Raw genomic sequence first — 20,463 nt, 5'->3', positions numbered from 1 at the left:
AGCCGGACGGTGGGAGTGGTGGCCAGAGCGTGAAGGTGGCAGATGGAGTTCGTGTATCCGCATTCGAGAATGGCACTCTTCCGGTTGAGATCTGCGGACCGTCTGTTGTGCTCTCGATCCACGCGTCAACCCATGGGTGAGTGCCCGCATGCCGGTTCTCCCACCCGAGTACATCCGCAACAGCGTGGCCGACACGTGAGTTCTGTGGATACTCCGATGCGAGCCAGAGCACATCAACGATGAGAAAGATGGCGCAGCAGACGACGATCACCAAGCGCACAGGCAACGCTCTTGTGTCGAGCGGGGTGCATGTGTCGCGCTCGCCCATCACTTCCCCTCGAACCAGTTCTCCGACAGCGACGCATCCGCGACAAGTGGTACAGACAGGGTCATCGCTGATTCCATTCGCTGCTTGATGCATGCGCGGGCACGCTCGCCCTCTTCACGCGGCACCTCGAAGACCAGTTCGTCGTGGATCTGGAGGAGCATGAGCGTGCCGGGCACTTCCGGTGGCTTGCCGCCTCGCAGGTGCGAGGCGTGGGGGCTGAGCCGCGCGTGCAAGTCGACCATCGCGAGCTTGATGAGGTCCGCCGCGGAGCCCTGCACGACGGAGTTGATCGCCGTCCGCTCCGCGAAGGCCTTTCGCGAAGGGTTGGTGGAGTCGATGTCGGGGATGGGGCGGCGGCGCTTCATCATCGTCTCGACATATCCGTGCGTGCGTGCCTGGGCGATGCACTCTTCGAGGAATGTCGTGATCCCCGCGAAGCGCCGCTTGTACCCGTCGATGATCTGGGCGGCTTCCGTGTTGCCGATGTTCAGGCGGCGGGCCAGCCCGAACGCCGTGATGCCGTAGACGATGCCGAAGTTGACCATCTTCGCGCCGGAGCGCTGGTCCTTGGTGACATCCTTGATCGGGATGTTGTGGATCTGGGCCGCGACCTGCGTGTGGATGTCCTCGCCGCGTGTGAAGGCCTCGATCAGGCCGGGATCCTGTGAGAGGTGTGCGAGGAGGCGGAGCTCGATCTGCGAGTAGTCCGCGGTGAGGAGGAGACGTCCCGGCGGGGCGACGAAGGCCTTGCGGATCTCGCGGCCGACATCGGTGCGGATCGGGATGTTCTGAAGGTTCGGATCGCTGGAGGCCAGCCGCCCCGTCGCGGCGACCGTCTGGTGGAAACTCGCGTGGACGCGCCCTGTTTCCGGCAAGATCGCCTCCTTGAGCGCGACGAGATACGTGCTTACCAGCTTCGTGAGTTGGCGATACTCGACGATGAGGGAGGGGATCGTTGTTGTGATGTCGGGATCGGCCGCGAGCTTCTCCAGCACCTCGATGTCGGTGGATGCGCCGGTCTTGGTGCGCTTCACCACCTTCAGGCCCAGTCCCGGCTCTTCATCGTCCGGCTTGTTGAAGAGGACACCGGCGAGCTGCTTGGGTGAGTCGGGGTTGAAGCCTCGGCCGATGGTGTCCATTGCGGCTTTCTGGATCGCCTTGGCGAGTTCATCGATGCGTGTCTGGAGGCGGCCGCGCTGGCGCTCAAGCTCGTTGCCATCCACCGTGATTCCGTTCCACTCCAGTTCGGCGAGGACTTCGACGAGCGGCAACTCCAGCTTCTGCATCAGGTCCGTCAGACCCATCGCCTTCAACTGCGGCTGCATGGTGTGGGCGAGGCGAAGGGAAACGTCCGCATCTTCCGCGGCGTACTCCGTCGCCAGATCCACCGGTACCGTGTCAAACGTCCGCTGATCTTTCCCCGTGCCAATCAACTCGCTGATCGAGATGTTCGTGTGATTAAGAAGGGCGAGCGACAGCGCATCGAGTGAGTGCGACGATCGCGATGCATCGATCAGATAACTCGCGACCATCGAATCACACGATCCGGGATGTGTCAGGCCGCGGAGTTCGACACCCGCCGCTCGCAGCACAAGCAGGTCGTACTTCAGGTTGTGGCCGAGCTTCGGCTTCGATGGATCTTCGAGGATGGGGCGGAGCGCGGCGAGGACGGTTGCCTCGTCGAGATGATCCGATGGTGTCGGCGAGCGGACGGGGATGTACCACGCCGCGCCCGGCTCGATGGCGATGGAGATGCCGCAGAGCTTGGCTTGGCGAGGGGAGAGCGAGGTGGTTTCGGTGTCGATCGCGAAGATGGGCGCGGCTTGGAGTGCTTTGACAACTGCGTCCAGGTCTTTCTTGGTGCGGACGCACGCGTAGCCGGCGGTGGGGGGGCGGGAGAGTGTGGGGGCGGCGGCGGGGAAGTCGAAGAGGCCGCCGACAGGGGGCGGGGCATCGGCCGCGGCTTTCGAGGGTGCCTTTGTCTGCTTTGGTGCGTCGTCCGGCGTTGATGGGGTGCCACCGAAGAGGCCGCCACCATCGTCCTGCTTCGTCTGCTTGGGGGCAATGCGATCTGTTGCGGGGTTCGGGACATCCGGTGAGGGGATCATGATGGGCGGCGGGACGCCCATGAGGTTTGCGAGGTCGGTCTGGTAGCGGTTGAAGCCGAGTTCTTTGAGGATGGGGTTGAGGTTGGCCAGGCGCAGGGTCTGGCTTCGTGCCGCGTTGAGATCGAGGTCAGCCGGTGCATCGGTGCGCAGTGTGACGAGTTGCTTGGAGAGGGGGAGCATCGGGATCGCGGCGCGGATGTTCTCGCCGCGTTTGCCTTTGATGTTGGCGGCATCGGCGATGAGCGCGTCGAGGGTGCCGTACTGGGCGATGAGTTGTGCTGCGGTCTTGGGGCCGACGCCGTCAACGCCTGGCACGTTGTCGACCGTGTCGCCCATGAGCGTGAGCATGTCGATGACCTGCTCGGGGGTGATGCCGGTCTCGGCCTTGAGCGATGAAGCGGTGATGGCAAGGTCTGTGTGGACGTCGTAGAGCTCGACGCCCGGCTCGTTCGGCCCTGCGTCGCGGAGGAGCTGCTTGAGGTCTTTGTCCTTGGAGATGATGCGGATCTTGAGGTCGGGGTGGGCTTTCCTGAGTTTGGCGACGAGGGTCGCGATGACATCGTCGGCCTCGAACTCGGGCGCGCCGATGATCGGCATGCCGATCGCTTCGAGCAGCGCCAGGCAGCGGTCCACCTGCGGAAAGAGGTCTTCGGGCGGATCCGGGCGATGGGCTTTGTAGTCGGGATAGAGCTGTGAGCGGAAGGTGCCTCGGTCGCCGGAGACGTCGAGGGTGAGCGCGATGTAGTCGGGTGTGCCGCCGAGATTGCCCTCACCCCGCAGCAGCCTGAAGAGCATGCCGATGAAGCCGAACGTCATGTTCGTGGGCTCTTTGGTGACGGGGCTGGTCATGGGCGTGCGGATGGCGTGGTAGGCGCGGAAGAACTGGGCGTAGCCGTCGATGAGGTAGAGGGTTTTCATGCGTCGATCCAAAGAGCATTCACCACGGAGGGCCACGGAGTGCCACGGAGGAGATTGGATACGGGGACAGGATCAGCGTACACGGCGTTTGATACCCGTGTGGAGCGCAAGAACGTTGAAGTTGATGAGCAGTCCGACGCGAAGGCCGGACAGCCGCATGTAAGTCATGAGTTGTGCCTCGTGGATGGGTTCGATTTTCTCAACGGATTTCAACTCCAATAGCACGCTCTCCTCGACAACCAGATCGAGTCGATAGCCAGCCTCCAGTACCATGCCCTTGTACTCGAGTGGCAATGGCTTCTGTCGTGTGAATGAGAGTCCCATTGCAACCAACTCGTGTGCAAGGCACGCTTCGTACGCCGATTCGAGCAGCCCCGGCCCCAGGTTCTTATGCACCTCTATGGCCGCTCCGATGATCTTCTCTGTCAGGGCTTCATGTAGCAGCACGAGTGGTTCCTCCGTTGACTGACGAGTCTAACGCGCTCCCCTCCGTGGCTCTCCGTGGCCCTCAGTGGTGATCTCTTCGAGTCGTCTTGCGTATGTTTCCGACGGTGCTGCTTTTCGCCTTGACATTGCCGCCTTCGCTACATCCATGAACTTGTCGAAGCGATAGGGGCGTTCGCCCGCGTCGGTGGCCCAGGTGAAGGGGGGGATAGTGCCGCTGATTGGTTTGGTGGCGGCCCACATGGTGCCGGTGCCGATGATCGCGCCGGTCATGATGCGTGTGCAGATCGCTGCTTTGACATGGTCGCCGATGATCGCGCCCAGGAAGGTCTCGCCGGTGCGTTCGTTGGACGCGCCGGGCGTGGGCTTGGCGATGACTTCGCCGTAGGTGTTGAGGAGGTTGGAGTTGGTCGTGCCCGCGCCGAGGTTGACCCACTCGCCGAGCCACGAATCGCCGAGGTGCCCATCGTGGGCTTTGTTTGAGAATCCCTGGATGATGGTGCCGCCCACTTCGCCGGCGACTTTGCAGTGTGGTCCGATGGCGGTCTGTCCCTTGATGAGCGCGCGGTCGAGCAAGGTCGAATGCTCGCCGATGGCGCACGGGCCGATGAGGATGGAGCCGGGGCGGACAACGGCATGCGGACCGATCCAGATGGGGCCGTGCTCGGCATCGAGAACAACGGTCGGATAGACGCGGGCGGAGGGATCGATGTGGATCGGGTGGGCACCGATGGGTGTGACGCCGGCGGGGATGGCGGTCGGGGAGCCGGCGAGGATGCTGAGATCCGCGGCGATGCAGGCGTCGCGGAGGGTTCGGACGTGCCACGGCCTCGTGAGAAGGACTCGCTTTTCGACAAGGCCGACGGCGTCGGGACTGATGGTGTGGTTGCTCGCGACGGCGCGGGCCTTGTCGATGGTGGTGCGCCACGCGATGAGGTGTCCCGTTGCGAGCTCGACGATGGCGGTGCCCGGGGCGAGATGCGTCGCCTCGGAGATGGGGAGTGGGCATCGGGCGCTGAGGAGGAGGATGTCGTCGGGGGAGCCATGAGGCAGCGCGAATCCGGTGTTGACGGGGAACGCGTGGCGCTCGCGCGTGAGGGGTGCGATGGGTTCCGGGACGATCGCGCCGGCGATGTGGAGGGATGTGGAGAGGCGTTCCAGCGTCGTGAGCGCGCCGGTGCGCACGTCGAAGGCGGCGCGAAGGTCGGTAAGGGGAGAGAGGATCGCCGGTCCCGCGAAGGGCACGGGTGAGCCGTCGGTCGTGAGGTCGAGATCGAAGAGGATGGCGTGTCTCATCGTGCGTGAGTGTACGGGATTCGGGCTCTGCGCTGCCGCTACGCTTGGATGTGATCCACCCCCATGCTCTCAGGGCCGTGATCTTTGACTTTGACGGGACGCTCGTTGATTCCGAGCCGATCCACGGGTTTGCCACGCGCGAGGGGCTGGCGGCGGCGGGGATCGATCTTCCCGTGGAGGAGTTTCTTGCCAGGTGGGTGGGTTTGCCGGATGTTGACTGTTATGTGCAGGTCGCGGCGGACCGGGGTGTGGTGCTCGATGGGGATGCGCTCGAGCGTGTGCGGCGCACGAAGAACGAGGTGTATGAGCGGCTGGCGCTTGCGGGCGAGGTTCCCCTTGTGGCGGGGGCGGTGACGCTCATTCATCGGCTGTGCGGCGTGGTGCCGCTGGCGGTGTGCAGCGCGGCGCGGCGTGTCGAGATCGAGGCGGCGCTTGCGAAGCACGACTTGTTGCAGCGGGTTCGGACGATCGTTGCGGTGGAGGATGTGGCGCGATCGAAGCCGGATCCTGAGGGGTATCTGCTTACGGCTGCGCGGCTGGGGGTTGAGCCGGCGGGTTGCGTGGCGATCGAGGACACGCCCCGAGGGGTTGAGGCGGCGATCGGCGCGGGGATGGCCGTGATCGGGGTGGCGCAGACGGTGAGCGCTGTGCGGCTTGCGAGAGCGACGGTTGTTGTGCCGCGGCTGCGGGATGTGGATGAGGAGTTGTTGAGGTCGGTTCTCCGGCGCGAGACGGAGATGCGCTGACCCACGGCGGTTGAGTGCTGCGCCGGAAGCGTCAGTATCGGTATGCGGGTTGTACGGAAACGGGTGGCGAGCGGGCCGTCGGCCGGTCAGCCACGTTTGACGTATCGGCGTGTTCCTGGCGTCTGGAGCCCCATGAAGGGCGCGACGAAGAGCAAGACGGGTGCGAGCACGAGGCCGATGACACCGGTGTAGAGCGCGGAGGAGAGGCGAGCGAGGAGCTGCTGGGGCGCGCTCCACTCGATGGGTTCGGTGTAGAACGCGGTGTGCAGGGTGATGATGGCGACGACCACGACGTTGGCGACGGCGGCGGCGCATGCGGAGAGGAACGCGACGCTGAGCGGGTTTCGGCGCATCATGATGCCGCGGAGCGTGAGGACGAGTTGTCCTGCGAGCAGGTATCCGAGTGCGTATGGGCCGATCATGGTGGCGGTGCCGTAGTCGGTGCGGGGGATTTTCCAGGTGAGATCGACCATGAGCCCGAGGAGGAGGCATGCCCAGAGGGATGCTGACGAGGACGCGAACATGGCGATGACGACGGCGAGGGGGAGAACGAAGCTTGGTGCGATGGGTGTGGGTCCGAGTTGGAGGGCGGGCTTCAGGCCTGTTTCAAGCCCGAGCATGACCCACGCGACCAGGACGAACATGAGCCATCTCATGGGGTGTCCTCCCCGCCGGGAGAGGTTCTGAGCACGATCTCGCCGACGCGATCGAGTCGCAGGGTCGGGCGGACGGTCACGACGGTTCTGAGGGGTTGGTTGGGCGCGGGCTCGGCGGATTCGACGACGCCGATGAGCAGCATCTGAGCGGCTCTCGGCCAGGTGGGATCCTGCAGGAGGATCCGCATGCCGGGTTCGATCCCGCGGCGCGGCGCGATGCCCGTCATGTCCTCGACGGGTCCTGAGAGCGTTCCCGTGCCGGTGGGTTTGAGAAGGCAGGTGGGGCCGGCGCTGGTTGCGTCAAGAAGGATCATGCCGGTGATCGGGCCGGCACCGGCGTCGGTGATGGGGACGATGTCGCAGATGCGTTCGGAGACGCTTTGTACTCGCCCGACGAGTTGCACGCCGGCGGTGGTGGCGACGCTGCCGCGATCGACGCCGGAGGATCGCCCCGCGCGGACGCGGATGACGGTGCTGGAGCGATCGCTCGATGAGGCGATGACCGGTGCGAGGATTTGCCTGACCTTGGCTTCGGGGTAGAGCGCGGCGCCTGCCTGGAGGTCGGCGATGAGGGTTCTGAGCCGGGTGACTTCTTCGCGTTCGAGGCGGTAGAGCCGGAGGAGTTCCTCGCGTTCGCGTTCGAGGAGGCGGATCTGCTCTGGCTGCGCGGTGCGCGGGGCGGCGGGTGAGAGCCAGCGTGAGATGCGTGCGGCGGGGTCGCTGACCGGGGCGGTGAGTGTTGTGAGGAGGTCGCCGAACCAGCCGGCCCATGCGGTGAGACGGATGGGGAGGAGGCCCATGACGAGCAGGACCAGGATCGACCCGGCGAGCAGGCGCCTCGACGGTTTGGTCTGGTGCGTCATGTGCGCCATGCGGATGAGTGGGTTGGGAGGTGGGCGTGGGGTATCGGTGTGAGGTTAGATTGAGACGTCGTTTTCGAGAGTGTCCTTCCACTCCTCGAAGTTTTCGAGGAAGATGCATGTGCCGCGAGCGACGCATGTAAGCGGGTCGTCGGCGAGTCGTACACCGAGGCCTGTGGCCTTTGAGAGGACCTTGTCGAGCCCGCGGAGGAGCGCGCCGCCTCCGGCGAGGGCGATGCCGTTCTCGACGAGGTCTGCGGCGAGTTCGGGCTCGGCCCGTTCGAGTGTGCGTGTGACGGCTTCGGTGATTGCGGCGACGGGTTCGCTGAGGGCTTCGCGGACTTCGTCGGAGGTGATGACGGTTTTGCGCGGGAGGCCGGAGATCATGTCGCGGCCGCGGACTTCCATGGAGGCGGGCTCGCCTGCCGGTGCGGCGGAGCCGATCTCGATCTTGATGCGTTCGGCGGACTGCTCGCCGATCATCATGTTGTACGCGCGTTTCATGTGGTTGATGATGGCCTCGTCGAGGTCGTCGCCGGCGACGCGTACGGACTCGCAGACGGCGATGTCGGCGAGCGAGAGGATGGCGACCTCGGTGGTGCCTCCCCCGATATCGACGATCATGGAGGCGGTGGCTTCGGCGACTGGGAGCGCGGCCCCGATGGCGGCGGCGAGGGGCTCTTCGATGAGGTATGTCATTCGGGCGCCGGCGCGCATGGAGGAATCGAAGACGGCGCGTTTCTCGACGGCTGTGATACCGGAGGGGATGGAGATGACGACGCGTGGTCCGAAGATGCGCGACTTTCCGTTGACCTTGTTGATGAAGTACTTGAGCATCGCCTCGGTGATCTCGAAGTCGGAGATCACGCCGTCTTTCAGGGGACGGATGGCGGTGATGGAGCCGGGGGTCTTGCCCAGCATCTCCTTGGCCATCCAGCCGACGGCCTGGCCGTCCTTGAGCACCTGGTTGGTGCCCTTCTTGACGGCGACGACGGAGGGTTCATTGAGAACGATGCCCTGTCCCCTGACGGAGACGAGCGTGTTGCACGTGCCCAGGTCGATGCCCATATCGACACTGAACAGTCCCATGATTCGGTCCATCCACATGGGCTGATCTTCCAGTCGCCGGAGCATCGTCCGGAGCAAAGTCCTACCGAACGGCCGGGCAGCCGTCCTGCCGCCCGATCCCGCTGGCCCTCAGATTATCGGCCATTCGGGCGTTTGGCCACATATCCCTTCCATATCCCGACAACTGTATTGGGGTGCGGGTCGCTGGGAAAGACAAAGCCGCACGTGCCATCGGGGTGGCACGTGCGGCAAGCGGAGGTTGTTCCGCGGCCTTCAGGTTGAGGCCCGGGACGGCCCATTCAGTCTCTGCGGGCGATCTGGTTGGAATCGACCTTGGGCTGGTTTGAGGGCTCGGGACGGATCTCGAGCACCGGGGGCTGGATCTCGATCCGGCTGGGCTGGAGGAGTCCCGGGCGCGAGGCCTCAACGTCGAGCTGGTGCTTGGCGCGCTGCTCGTAGCTGGTGGTGCCGGAGCGGAGAGAGAGCGACTGGAGCTCGGCTTCCTGACGGGCGCGGATGTCGGCGACCTTGACATTGAACTGGTCGAGCGAGGCGACCTCGTATCGGCTGATCTTGTCGAGGGTCTGCTGGCGCTTGGACATGAGCTCGATCATGCGGTCGTTGCGTGCGATCGCGTCGACCTGACGGTCGAGCGACCAGAGCTGGGACTGGAAGTCGGCACGCTCGGTTTCGAGCTGTGAGAGGAACGAGGTGAGGCGGTCGCGCTGCTGAGAGAGGTAGCCGAGGTCACGCTCGATATCAGCGGCTCGCGCGGCGTATGCCGAGCGGGACTGGCTGATGGCGTTGGCTTTGGCATAGGCCTGCTCGAGGTCGAGCGACTCGTGCTCCATGCGGACACGGATGACGTGGCCGACGTTCTGGGCGCGTGCCTCTTCGGCGCGGGCGAGGAGCCCTTGGACCTTGACGAGATCGTCGTCGGCGAGGGCGACGACCCGCTGGCTCACGGCCAGTTCTCTGGTGAGTTGGGAGAGCTGGGCGTCGACTTCGGCGAGGTCGCCTCGGACATCGGCGATCCGCTGGGGATACTTGCCCTCGAGGTCGCGGAGTTGGGCGCGGAGGGCGACGGGGTCTGCGATGTGCTGATCGATGCTCGAGTTGATCTTCTGCTTGGTCTGCTGGAAAGCCGCGGCGACCCGCTGCGGACCGGCAACGGCGACTGCCGCGCCGCCCACGAGCGTGAGAACGAGAGCACTACGAACGATGCAACGAGTGATGCAAGGCATGGCTGGGCCTCCAATGGGAATCCGCCCTTGGCAGGACGGGAGTGCGGTGTGTGGCCTGACGGGATGGGTGATTGGGAGTGGGCTTCGAGTTCTTTCGCGCCTGTGTGGGCGGGGGCCCATATCCTTCATTTGCGTGTGCGGGACGGCTTCCGAGTGTGCAACGAGGGCGAAATGAGAGGGATCGTCTCCCGAATGATGGCGTCGGTCGCGCGTCGATTCGGGGACGCTGTTCGTGCGCGATCGCGGAGGTGATCGGAGATGCTCAGTTCGCTGACAACCGGATTTGTGGCGCGCCTGCGTGCGAACGACCAGGCGGCGTGGTTCGAGTTGTGGCAGACCTTCGGGCCGGTGATCCGTGCCCAGCTCTCCAAGTGGGGGAAGGGGCAGATCGGTTCGCAGACGGTGCAGGACCTCTCGCAGGAGACGCTTGCGGCGCTTTCGGACTCGATCGATCGATTCGATCCGACGCGCGGGGCGAGGTTCTCAACCTGGCTGCTCGCGATCGCGAAGCACGTGCTCGGCGACGAGATGGACCGGCGGAACGCGCAGAAGCGGGGCGGGAATCGGCGCGCGACCGAGATCGATGAGCGTTGGATGGCGGGCCGTTTCGAGGGCGTGGACGAGGCGTATGAGGCGGCGGTCTTTCGCGCCAAGGTCGAGGCGGCGATCCGGATGGTCGAAAGAGAGTCGGATTTCACCGACTTTGCGATCTACAGGATGCGTGTGCTTGACGGCACGAGCGGCAAGGACGTTGCGAGTTCGCTCGGGCTTTCTGAGCCGACGATCAGCCGCCGGCTGGCCAAAATCCGGGACATGCTTCGTCGGCGTCTGTCGCAGGTCGTGGCCATGTATTCCTTCACGCAGGACGAGGCGTCGGAGGCGGAGCGAAACGGACTGGACCTCAATCCGACTAAGGCCGACGACGCCCTCTTCGATGAGAGCATCGCCGAGATCTATCACCGGCAGATGGAGTTGCGGCGTCGTGACGAGGAGGCCGCCCGTCTGGGCGGCTGAGTGCGGGAGGGCGCGGCAGCATGCACGCGCGTCCGACCTGGAGCATGACTCATGACCAGCGCCGTGGGATTCATATTGGTGACTCTGGGGGTGCTCGTCGGCGTGGTGGTCGCGGCGGCGGTGGTGATGTATCTGATTGTGCCGCTGTTCAAGGCGATCGGGTGGGTGTTCGCGAGGATCTTTGGTTTCATCGGCGGCGAGATCGCTGACGTTGCGCGTCTGATCGGCTCTCTCATCACCACGCTGGTGTTTGTGCCGATCATTCTGGGCACGGTCGTGGTCGGGCGCTGGTCGGCGTCTGCGCATTTCGGGCGGGCGATGCAGCGCGAGACGGCGACGATCGGCGGTTGCCTCTACCGGATCTTTCTCGGGCATCCCGCGCGGCTGTTCGGGCTGACGCCGCTGACGGAGGGTTTCGAGCATCGAATTCCCGAGGTTGTGCGGGCCGCGCCCGGCGCGGACAAGCCGTCGGGACGGACGGCGCAGTTCGAGGGGTACAAGATCCTTGGATCGCTGATGGGCGGGGGCTCGGGCGCGAAGTTGTACATCGCCGAGCCGGATGCGATCAAGCGGGCGACGTTCGAGCGACAGGGCTTCGGCAACGTCGGGCGTGTGGTGATCAAGTCGTTCTCGATCCGTGACGGGAGCACGCTTCCTCAGATCGTTCGCGAGAGCCGCGCACTCGACGCGGCGCGCCGGCTCGGGTTCGTGCTGGACCACGATCTGACGGCGGAGCGATTCTTCTATATCACGCGGTACGTGCCGGGCGAGTCGCTCGGGCTTGTGACGCAGCAGCTGCACGCCTCGAGCGGGGCCGGCCTCTCGGGCAAGGAGCTGTCGAAGGGGATGAAGTATGTCGCCGATCTTCTGGCGACGCTGGACTCTTACCACCGGGGCGGGCTGTGGCACAAGGACGTGAAGCCCGACAACATCATCGTGCACGATGACACGGCGCACCTGGTGGATCTCGGGCTGGTGACGCCGCTCCGCTCGGCGATGACCCTGACGACGCACGGCACGGAGTATTTCCGTGATCCGGAGATGGTGCGGATGGCGTTGAAGGGCGCGAAGGTGCACCAGGTGGACGGTGCGAGGTTCGATGTGTTCGCGGTCGGCGCGGTGCTGTATTCGGTGATCGAGAACTCGTTCCCCGCGCACGGCGGGCTGAGCCAGATCACCAAGCGTTGCCCGGAGGCGCTGCGATGGATCGTGCGCCGTGCGATGGCTGACTATGACAAGCGATACGCGACGGCGGCGGACATGCTGGCCGATCTCGCGGCTGTTCGTGCTGCGGCCGATCCCTTCTCGCTGCGTCCGGCTGATCTGCCGAGCGTTCGAGGGGGCGACTCGCACGAGCCGGAGTTGCCTCACCATGATGCCGCGCCGTTCGTCGATGCCGCGCGTGTGGCGCACGCGGGCGCGGCGGTGCCGCCGAGAGACGATGCGGGTGCCGCGAGGGGTCCGGACGTCCGGGTGCCCGCGGGTGAGCGGCTGCGTCAGCGTCCGAGACTGTTGATCACGAACTGGTGGAGAGGGAGTTACCGGGTGGCGGGCGAGGATTCGGTGGTGGCAAAGGCGTCAGGTGCGTCTGGCGCGAGCGCGCGGGCTGCGGCAGCGGCGGCGATGGCGAATGCAGCGAACGCGATGAATCGAGCTGCGGAGCGGTTCGGTTCGCCACGCCAGGGGCCTGTCCCTGCTGGCTCGCCGGCTCCGGATCGCGGGGACGCGCCGGCGGCGCGTCAGGCGGTTCGGAACGAGCGTGTGCGTGCGATTCCTGATCCCGCGCGTCGTTCGGCGCAGGAGCAACTGCGAGCGGCCCGCGATCGCGCGGCGGCGGCTCGTGAGCGTGCGCACGCACGGATGTCCGGTCGGCATCGTCGAGCGACACGAACGGACGGCGTCTCCGGTGTGAACGCCGGCGTCGTGGCCGCGGTCTTCGGGTTCATCGGGATCGCGGTGCTGCTCGGGGGCGGCGTTGTCGGCTACTCGCTGATGAACACGAGGTCCGGTGCCGAATCGGGGCCGCGTGTGGTTGTTGCCGATCCCGGGCCGGGTCTGATTCTCGTGCCTGATGCGGCGCAGGTTTCCGGCACGTCTGCGCAGGGGGTGTCGGCAGTGAATGCGGTTGCGCGCCCGAATGAGATCGTGAACGCACGCATCGCGGAGGCGATGCAGACCGCATCGACGCGGATCGTTGAGATGCAGGAGATGTTCCGCGAGGCGAGCGAGCTGGCGAGCGCGGCGGCGCAGTCCCCGGGCGGCTCGGTGCTGATCGTGACGGATGTTCTGCCTCCGATGTCGCGCGGGGCGCGGGCCGCGATCGAGGGTGCCTCGGCGCGCATGATGGCGTTCGGCTTCAGATTGCTCGGCAATGTGCCGGGGATCGATGTCGAGGGTGACGAGGTGGACAGGCAGAATGATCTGCTGGCGCGGCTGCGGGCGATGCGGGGGCAGATCCCACTGGGCTCTGCCGACGCGACGCGCACGATCCAGCAGTTCCTCGCTTCGAATCCGGAAGCAGGTGATGCGGTTGTATGGGTCGCCCCGGGTGATGACAGAGACGAGCCGACCTTCTACCTGGTTGTTCGGGGCGATGAGTCCGGATCGACGGTTCGGGCCGAGCGGATCCGCCAGGCGCTCCGGACGGCGATCGAGCATCGCGGGTCGCAGTTCTGATCTGGAGCGGTTTCAGTCCGTTCGTCGCGTCCGGAACTGGCTGCGACTTCGCGTGGCGTTGTCGGCCTGCATCGGCGTATCGCTGGGGATACGCCTGCTTCGGCCTCCTCGCCACACTTGTCTCGCCGACGCTTCGGACGCTACGCCCGAACTTCAACCGCTCTCGTCATGCCTCGTGCGAGACGCGTGCGAGCGCGTCGAGCGTTCTTGCGGCATCGCCGGCGTCGATCGCTCGGAGCGCGAGTGAGACGCCTTCTTTGAGTGATGGTGCGAGGCGCGCGACGAGGAGCGCGGCCGCAGCGTTGAGTGCGACCGCGTTCCGGGGCCCGCCCGTGCGTCCTTCGAGAACGCCTCTGAACATGGCGCCTGCTTCGTCGAGCGATGCGGCACGGATCTCGTCGATGGGACTGCGTTCGAGGCCGGCGTCTTCAGGTGTGATCGTGATCTCTGTGATGCTGGCGCCGTCGACGAGGGCTGCTCTTGTAGGTGCACTGGGTGAGATCTCATCGAGTCCGTCGTCTGAATGAACCACGAGCGCGCGAGCCGAACCGAGGCGTGCGAGGGTTTCGCCGATCGGGCGGACGAGTTCGGAGCGATAGACGCCCATCAACTGGTGCGTCGCGCCTGCGGGATTGGTCAGCGGACCGAGCAGATTGAAGATCGTCGGCACACCGAGGGAGGCGCGAGGACCGGCGGCGTGTTTCATCGCCGGGTGGTGGTGGATGGCGAAGCAGAAGCAGACGCCCACCCGGTGGAGACATGCCGCTTGAGTCGCCGGGCTGGCGTCGACATTCACGCCGAGGTGGGCGAGTGCTTCGGCGGACCCTCTGCCGGAGCGGCTGCGGTTGCCGTGCTTGGCGATGGCGAGCCGGCCGGGGCTTGCTGACGCCGCGACGATCGCGGCGCAGGTCGAGATGTTGAAGGTCTTGGCCGCGCCGCCTGTGCCGCAGGTGTCGAGGACCACGGTGCCGGGTTGCAGCCCATCGACCGGAACGCGGGAGACGTGCCTTCTCATGGCGCGTGCAGCGCCGACAATCTCGTCGACGGTTGCGCCGCGAGATTGGATGATGGCGAGGATCGCGCCGAGCTGAGCGGCATCGGTGTCGCCCCTGAGGATCTGCTCAAAGAGCGTGTCCGATTCGTGCTCGGAGAGGGTTTCACCTCCAATCAAGCGGCTGATCGTCGCGCGAGTGTCCATGGGCTCACGATAGCGGCTCTACGGGCTGGATGGCGTGGGAAGGGTGGCGGGCCGGATCGCTTCGTATGATTGGGGCGTGGCGTCGAGAGACATTCCAGAAACCCGTCGGCTCGTCTCGCGAGTCAGGTCGCGAGCGGCGATCGCTCTGTGCCTGAGAGCGACGGGGCTCGCGTTGGCCATCGGGGGTGGTGTCGCATTGGGCGGGACGCTACTGGGCAAGTACATGGCGTGGCCGCTGCTTGTGTCGCTCGCTGGGGCTTGGCCCGTCTTCGTTGCGATCGTGGGTATCGCGTGGGTCGTCGGGATCGTGTTCGGCATGGCGAGGATGCCCAGCGTGCTTGCGGCGGCGTCCATGGCGGACAGGACGCTCGGCAGGAGCGATCACATCAGATCCGCGCTCGAGCTTGCGCCGCGCGAGGGGAGTGATGCCTTTGTCGCGATCCTGCTCCGCGATGCTGAGAGGGCGGCGAGCGAGAGTGGGCCGGCGCGAGTGGTGCCAATCACGCTCGGGCGATCGTGGGCCGTGGGCGGCATGCTGATGGTGGCGGCGTGCTGCGCGGTTCTCTGGCTGCCCGCGAGGTCGATCGATCGCGATCGAACGGTGGCACGGGCGGATCCTGCGGCGGCCAGGGTTGCTTCTGAGGTGGCGCGTGCCGCACAGGAGGTGCGGGCGGTCTCTGAGGCGACGGGTCCTGCCATCTCGAAGCGCGATGCCGAGCGTCTTGCGGATATTGAGCGTGAGCTGCGCGAGGGGGGAATGCGCAGCGAGGATGCGCGCGCGGAGGCGGCCTCGACGACCGCATCGCTCGCCGAGCGAGCCGAGCGTGAGGCGGATCAGAACCGTGTTGCGTCGGAGCGGCTGCGGGATCTTGCATCGGCGGCGTCTCGCGCCGCGCTCGACGCGGGGCGGGAGTCTGAACAGGGGGACGAGGCCGAAGCGGACGCGCAGATGCGGGAGGCACTTGATCCGCGGCTTGATGCTCTGCTGCGTTCGCTCGCGGAGGGAGATGTCGGTAGGGCGGCTGACCTTGCGCGCGAACTCGCGGAGCATGCTGAGTCGTTGTCGCCGGAGGAGCGTTCTCGCATGGCGGAGCAACTCGATGCGCTGGCCAAGGCGATCGAGTCTGAGGCGGCACGTTCGGCGCAGGCGATGGGCGAGAACGCTGATGCCGAGCGTGGGACCGAGGCATCCGCGCGAGAGCAGGAGGCACAGTCCGGAGATGAGCCGGGCCAGACGAATCCTGATCGGGGTGTTGAGGAAGCAGATCCGATCGATGCCGCGGCTGATGCGTCGGAGCTGGAGCAGCGGGCGCGTGAGCGGGAAGTAGAGGAAGAAGGGAGCCGGGCTGCGGAGCGTGACGCGAAGTCGATCGCCGAGGCCGCGAGACAGGCAGCGGATGAGTTGCGCAAGCCCGCGTCTGAGGATGCGAGGACGCAGGAGCAGCGTGAAGCGGGCGAGCGTTCACCGGAGAGTGAGCGAAAGCCCGAGCGCGGTTCGGAACAGGATGCGAGGAGTGGGGCGGAGAAGAAGGCCTCTGATGCGCAGGGCGATTCGCGGTCGCAATCAGGAGCACGGGAGGATCAGGGGAAGGGTCAGCGAGACCAGGCAGCGGAGAAGAAGGAAGGCGGCGCGGAGGGGGAGGCGCAGCGCTCTGCCGGGGAACAAGCGAGAGAGCGCGAGAGTGGTGCCGGAGAGAGCGGCGAGCAGCAGAAAGGCCGCGATCAGGCGGCAGGGCGCGAGGAGCAAGGCGCGCAGGAGCAGGGCCAGACCGAGCAGGGTGGTCAAGAGCAGGGTGGTCAAGAGCAGGGTGGTCAAGAGCAGGGTGGTCAAGAAAAGGGTGGCCAAGAGCAGGGGGTGCAGGGTAGTGACGAGCGGGCGCGGCAGGGCAATCAGCAGACCGGATCGCGCGAGCAGGGTAGTGAGCAGGATGGTGAGCAGTCGGAGCGGCCGGGCCAGGGATCTGGGAATCAGGGGCGGAGTGAACAACGGGAACGCGGCGAAGAGGGGCAGCGTCAACAGGGCGCGGAGGGTGCCGCACGTGAAGGTGAGCAGAGTGAGCAGGGTGAGGAGGGCGAGCAGGATCAGAGTGGGGAGCAAGATCAGCGGGGGGAACAGGGTGAGCAGGGCGAGCGCTCTCCGCAGCAATCGGATCGACATGGTGATGAGCAGGGGGATCCTTCTCGGGGAGCACCGTCGGGGCTTGAGCGCTTTCAGCAGGCGTTGCGGAATGCCGCGGAGCGGAAAGCCGATGCCCGCCGGCAGCAGGAGGCGGCAGAGCGTCTGCGGGAGGTATCGGAGCGTCTTGCAAGCGGTGGTGAACCGGAGCAGGGCGAGCGTGGGGCATCACGCCGCGGGGAGAGAGAGGAGCCGCGTGCGGGATCGGGGCTTGAGCAGTTCGCTGGTGAGGGGCGGGAGGGGCCGCCGGGCGTGCCTCAACGGCCCGGCTCGGGTCCGACATCGATAGAAGAGGTGCAGGGGCCGCGTGATGATGTTTCCAACAGGGGTGGGCGCGTTGCGGGGGAGCGTCCGTCGGAGTTGTCGGGTCCGCGCGAGATCGCGCCGATCACGCCGGGCGCTCTGCGCGAGGCGGCTTCGGGGATCGAGCGAGCGATCGAGCAGCAGTCGGTTCCTGACCGACGGAGCGACCTTGTGAGAAGAGTGTTTCAGCGTTATCGCGATCGTGCGGAGACGCAGCCCGGAGTTGTTCCCTCGTCGGATCGCCAATGACATCGCCAGAGTTTGCGAATCCGCGCTGGACGCCTCCCCTTCATTTCGAGGAGCCGATGTGGCTCGTGCTTCTGGCGCTGGCGATACCGATCGCGTGGACGGGGCTGAGGTGGCTCTCGACGATGAGCCCGGCGCGGCGCGTCTCTGCGGTTCTGGCGCGGTGTGCGCTGTTGCTGCTGGTTGTGCTCGCGTTGTCGGGCGCGAGCGTGGTCGGGAAGTCGGATCGGCTTGCCGTTGTGTTTGCGGTGGATGTCTCCGGCTCGGTGGTCTCTCGTTCGGAGGATCCCGGGGTCGCGGTTGCATCGATCCGCGCGGCGATCGAGCGGTTGGATCGCTCGCGCGGGCCGGATGATCTGCTCGGCGTGGTGCTGTTTGACGGTCGTGCGGCCGCGCTCGCGACGCCGACGCTGGGGAAGATCGGTGAGCGGTCGTGGGATCTGTTGCCGACGGACGGCACGGGCATTGAGTCGGCGATCCGACTGGCGGGCGCGATCATTCCGCCGGATGCCGACGGGCGTGTCGTCCTCGTGACCGACGGGCACCAGACAGTGGGCGATGCGCTCGCGGCGGCGGCGGATCTGGGTGCGCGGTCGATTCCCGTGGACGTGGTCGCGATCGCGCCGCCGACGGGTGGCGAGACGTTTGTCGAGCGTGTGGATGTTCCGCCTCGTGCGGCAGCGGGCGGGACTGTCGCGGCCCGCATTCATCTCTATTCGACCGAGGGCTCGCGCGGGACGCTGCGGGTTCTTCTCAATGGGCAGGCCGTGCGGATCGACGCGGACGGCACGGGGTCGCGTGTGATCGAGACGCCGCGCGGCCGGTCCATCCATCTGGTCGAGTTCCCGCTTGGCGAGGGGCGAGTTCACTCTGTGCAAGCGATCTTCGAGCCCGATCGGAGCGAGGCGGGTGAGCTTGTGGGCGATTCGATACTCGTCAACAACATCGGTCTGGCGGAGATTCTGAGCCCGGGTACGGGCGAGATCCTGATCGTTGATGGAGTGGGCAACGCGGATCCCGCTTCGGCGGGCTATGCGCTTGTGGGGCCGCTCGCGCGATCGGGGCTGGGTGTGCGGGTGGTCGTGCCGGAGGCCTTGCCGACGGATCTGATCGGCTTCGAGCCGTTCGATCTGGTGATCCTTCAGAATGTGCCGGCTTCGGCGGTGGCAGAGGAGTCGCAACGGGCGTTGGTGTCGTATGTTCGCGACCTCGGGGGCGGGCTTGCGATGATCGGCGGGCACGCGTCGTTCGGTGCGGGCGGGTGGAAGGGGAGTGAGCTTGAGCCGATCCTGCCGGTGCTGCTCGATCTGCCCGATCGGATCGTTGTGCCGGAGGTCGCGATCGTCTTTGTGCTCGACTGCTCGGGATCGATGCGTCGTCCTGTGCTCGGTTCTTCCAGGACTCAGCAGCAGGTCGCCAACGAGTCTGTTGCGGTTGCGATCCGCTCGCTTGATCGCACGGATCTTGTCGGCGTGGTGCGGTTCAGCAACAACGCCGAGGTGGTGGTGCCGCTCGGCCCGAATTCCGATCCGGATCTGTCGGTCGGGCGGGTGCTCGGGATCCGGCCCGATGGCGGCACGGATGCGAGGGCGGGGTTGATCGCTGCGGCGCAGGAGTTACGCGGCGTTGAGGCGAAGGTGAAGCATGTCGTCTTGCTCTCGGACGGCCGGAGCATCAGGGCTGAGGATCTGCCGCCGATGGCGGCGGGACTTGCTGCGGAAGGTGTAAAGGTCACGACGATCGCTGTCGGCGATGATGCCGACGTGCAGACGATGCGTGCGATGGCGGATCTCGGGGAGGGTGTGTTCCACAACGTGATCAATCCGACGCGTCTTCCCCGCGTGTTCCTGAAGATCATCGAGGTTGTGCGCAGCCCGATGGTGCGTGAGGGGCGGTTCTCGCCGCGTGTGCTGGCGACGGGATCGCCGATCGTGCAGGATCTTCCTTCGCCGCCCGATCTGTTCGGTTATGTGATGACTCGCGCGAAGGAGGATCCCTTGGTGACGCTGGCGATGGTCGCGCCCGAGGGAGAGCCGCTGCTGGCGCATTGGCCGGTTGATCTGGGGCGTGTGCTGGCGTTCACGTCGGACGCGCACGACTGGGCCTCGGAGTGGCTGGAGTGGGAGGGGTACGCGCCGTTCTGGACGCGGGTTGCGCGTGTGATCGGTCGGTCTCTCTCGTCGGGTCCGCTCGAGCTTGCTGCCCGAGTCGAGGGGTCGCGTGTCCGGCTTGTTCTGGAGGCGGTGTCGCCCGAGGGAGATCCGCTTGATGGGATTGATGCGCGGGTGATGCTCTATCGGCGGGACTCGGGCGAGGAGCCGAGCGAGATCGCGCTGAAGCAGATCGGGCCGGGTCGGTACGAGGGGCAGGCACCGGTTGTGGTCGGCGCGTCGTATGTGGCGCTGGCGAGGGCTCGTCAGACGAGCATCGGCGAGGGTGGGGAGCCCGTGGAGCGGACGCTTCCCTCTGCGCTTGCCGTCGCGGTCTCGCCGCCCGGTGTCGAGTTCACGCCGGGTGAGGATCCGATGCCGCTCCTCGCTCGGATTGTTGAGGTGTCGGGGGGTGTGATGCGGAGCGAGGCCTCGCTCTCGACGCGGGAGGTGTTCGATCGCTCGACGCTTGTGCCGCGTCGGGTGCTGCGCCCGCTGTGGCGGGACCTTCTTCCGTGGATCATGGCGGTGCTGCTGATGGACATCGCGACGCGTCGCATCGCGTGGGATCGTCTGGTAAGCGATCGATTCGGCGATGGTCTCGGGTCTCGCGCGAGGGACGCGACGCGTCATCGTGGCTCGGAATCGGCATCGACGCTCGGTGCGCTTCGCGCGTCTCGCCCGACGATGGGGCGCGAGCAATCGGGGACGCTCAGTGATGCGGATGCGCAGCGCATCCGGCAGCAGCAGGCCTCCGACCGGCTTGCATCGCGCATCGCCGACGCCCGCGCCCGGATCGCGGCGCCCAGCCGCGGCGTCGGTCAGGGATCAGAGCCCGGCACGCCCGGTGCAGGCACATCAACTCCGCCCCGATCGGAACCGGATCGGGCACTATCTGAGTCGGGTGAGTCCTCGCTCATGGCGGCGAAGCGCCGCGCCAGAGAGCGCATGGAGCGAGATGGAAGGTCTGAAGGGTGACGCGTGCGACGCCGGAGGCGGCTGACAGTACACTCGGTGCCTGGCATCGATGCT

The 20,463-nt window shown here is 66.2% G+C and carries 13 protein-coding genes; 5 read left to right on the top strand and 8 right to left on the bottom strand.

Translation table 11 applies throughout. The features are described 5' to 3' along the window. Positions 1-327: 327 nt before the first annotated feature. The 3 genes from polA to KF838_10255 form a co-directional block, all read right to left on the bottom strand. Positions 328-3,354 (bottom strand): DNA polymerase I, encoded by a 3,027-nt coding sequence (polA, locus tag KF838_10265; GenBank protein QYK47164.1) that lies wholly within the window; start codon positions 3,352-3,354, stop codon positions 328-330. Between the two features lie 72 nt (positions 3,355-3,426). Then, positions 3,427-3,798: a GxxExxY protein gene (locus KF838_10260; protein ID QYK49831.1), complete on the bottom strand. Its 372-nt coding sequence runs from the start codon at positions 3,796-3,798 to the stop codon at positions 3,427-3,429. Between the two features lie 30 nt (positions 3,799-3,828). Further along, positions 3,829-5,094 (bottom strand): hypothetical protein, encoded by a 1,266-nt coding sequence (locus tag KF838_10255; GenBank protein QYK47163.1) that lies wholly within the window; start codon positions 5,092-5,094, stop codon positions 3,829-3,831. A gap of 50 nt (positions 5,095-5,144) precedes the next feature. Between KF838_10255 and KF838_10250 the strand changes: the two genes are divergently transcribed. Further along, positions 5,145-5,840: an HAD family phosphatase gene (locus tag KF838_10250; protein ID QYK47162.1), complete on the top strand. Its 696-nt coding sequence runs from the start codon at positions 5,145-5,147 to the stop codon at positions 5,838-5,840. 86 nt (positions 5,841-5,926) lie between these two features. On the opposite strand, the gene KF838_10245 is transcribed toward KF838_10250, so the two are convergent. From KF838_10245 to KF838_10230, 4 genes are all read right to left on the bottom strand, one after another. Next, the gene (locus KF838_10245; protein ID QYK47161.1) at positions 5,927-6,496 is read right to left on the bottom strand and encodes a hypothetical protein; all 570 of its coding nucleotides are present in this window, start codon (positions 6,494-6,496) and stop codon (positions 5,927-5,929) included. Then, positions 6,493-7,359, bottom strand: a complete 867-nt coding sequence (locus tag KF838_10240) for a hypothetical protein (GenBank protein QYK47160.1) — start codon at positions 7,357-7,359, stop codon at positions 6,493-6,495. Before KF838_10240 ends, KF838_10245 begins: the two co-directional genes overlap by 4 nt. A gap of 54 nt (positions 7,360-7,413) precedes the next feature. After that, positions 7,414-8,463, bottom strand: coding sequence for a rod shape-determining protein (locus KF838_10235; protein ID QYK49830.1), 1,050 nt, complete (start codon positions 8,461-8,463; stop codon positions 7,414-7,416). A 260-nt stretch (positions 8,464-8,723) separates the two neighbouring features. Further along, the gene (locus tag KF838_10230; protein QYK47159.1) at positions 8,724-9,668 is read right to left on the bottom strand and encodes a hypothetical protein; all 945 of its coding nucleotides are present in this window, start codon (positions 9,666-9,668) and stop codon (positions 8,724-8,726) included. Positions 9,669-9,926: 258 nt separating this feature from the next. Here KF838_10230 and KF838_10225 point away from each other — a divergent pair, with 258 nt between their 5' ends. Further along, a complete protein-coding gene (locus KF838_10225) occupies positions 9,927-10,682 on the top strand; it encodes a sigma-70 family RNA polymerase sigma factor (protein ID QYK47158.1) in 756 nt (251 codons plus the stop codon). 51 nt (positions 10,683-10,733) lie between these two features. Beyond that, entirely contained in the window at positions 10,734-13,358 is a 2,625-nt protein-coding gene (locus KF838_10220; protein ID QYK47157.1) for a hypothetical protein, read from the top strand. A gap of 166 nt (positions 13,359-13,524) precedes the next feature. On the opposite strand, the gene trpD is transcribed toward KF838_10220, so the two are convergent. Continuing rightward, positions 13,525-14,556, bottom strand: coding sequence for an anthranilate phosphoribosyltransferase (gene trpD / locus KF838_10215; protein QYK47156.1), 1,032 nt, complete (start codon positions 14,554-14,556; stop codon positions 13,525-13,527). A 76-nt stretch (positions 14,557-14,632) separates the two neighbouring features. Here trpD and KF838_10210 point away from each other — a divergent pair, with 76 nt between their 5' ends. Together KF838_10210 and KF838_10205 are read left to right on the top strand one after the other, a co-directional pair. After that, entirely contained in the window at positions 14,633-17,284 is a 2,652-nt protein-coding gene (locus tag KF838_10210; GenBank protein ID QYK47155.1) for a hypothetical protein, read from the top strand. Next, positions 17,281-20,409, top strand: coding sequence for a VWA domain-containing protein (locus tag KF838_10205; GenBank protein ID QYK47154.1), 3,129 nt, complete (start codon positions 17,281-17,283; stop codon positions 20,407-20,409). Before KF838_10210 ends, KF838_10205 begins: the two co-directional genes overlap by 4 nt. Positions 20,410-20,463: the final 54 nt, after the last annotated feature.

The organism is Phycisphaeraceae bacterium, from assembly GCA_019454185.1.
Classification (GTDB): Bacteria; Planctomycetota; Phycisphaerae; order Phycisphaerales; family UBA1924; genus JAHBWV01.
Note: the sequence above shows the minus strand (reverse complement) of the source record. Positions and strands in the feature narration are given on the sequence as shown.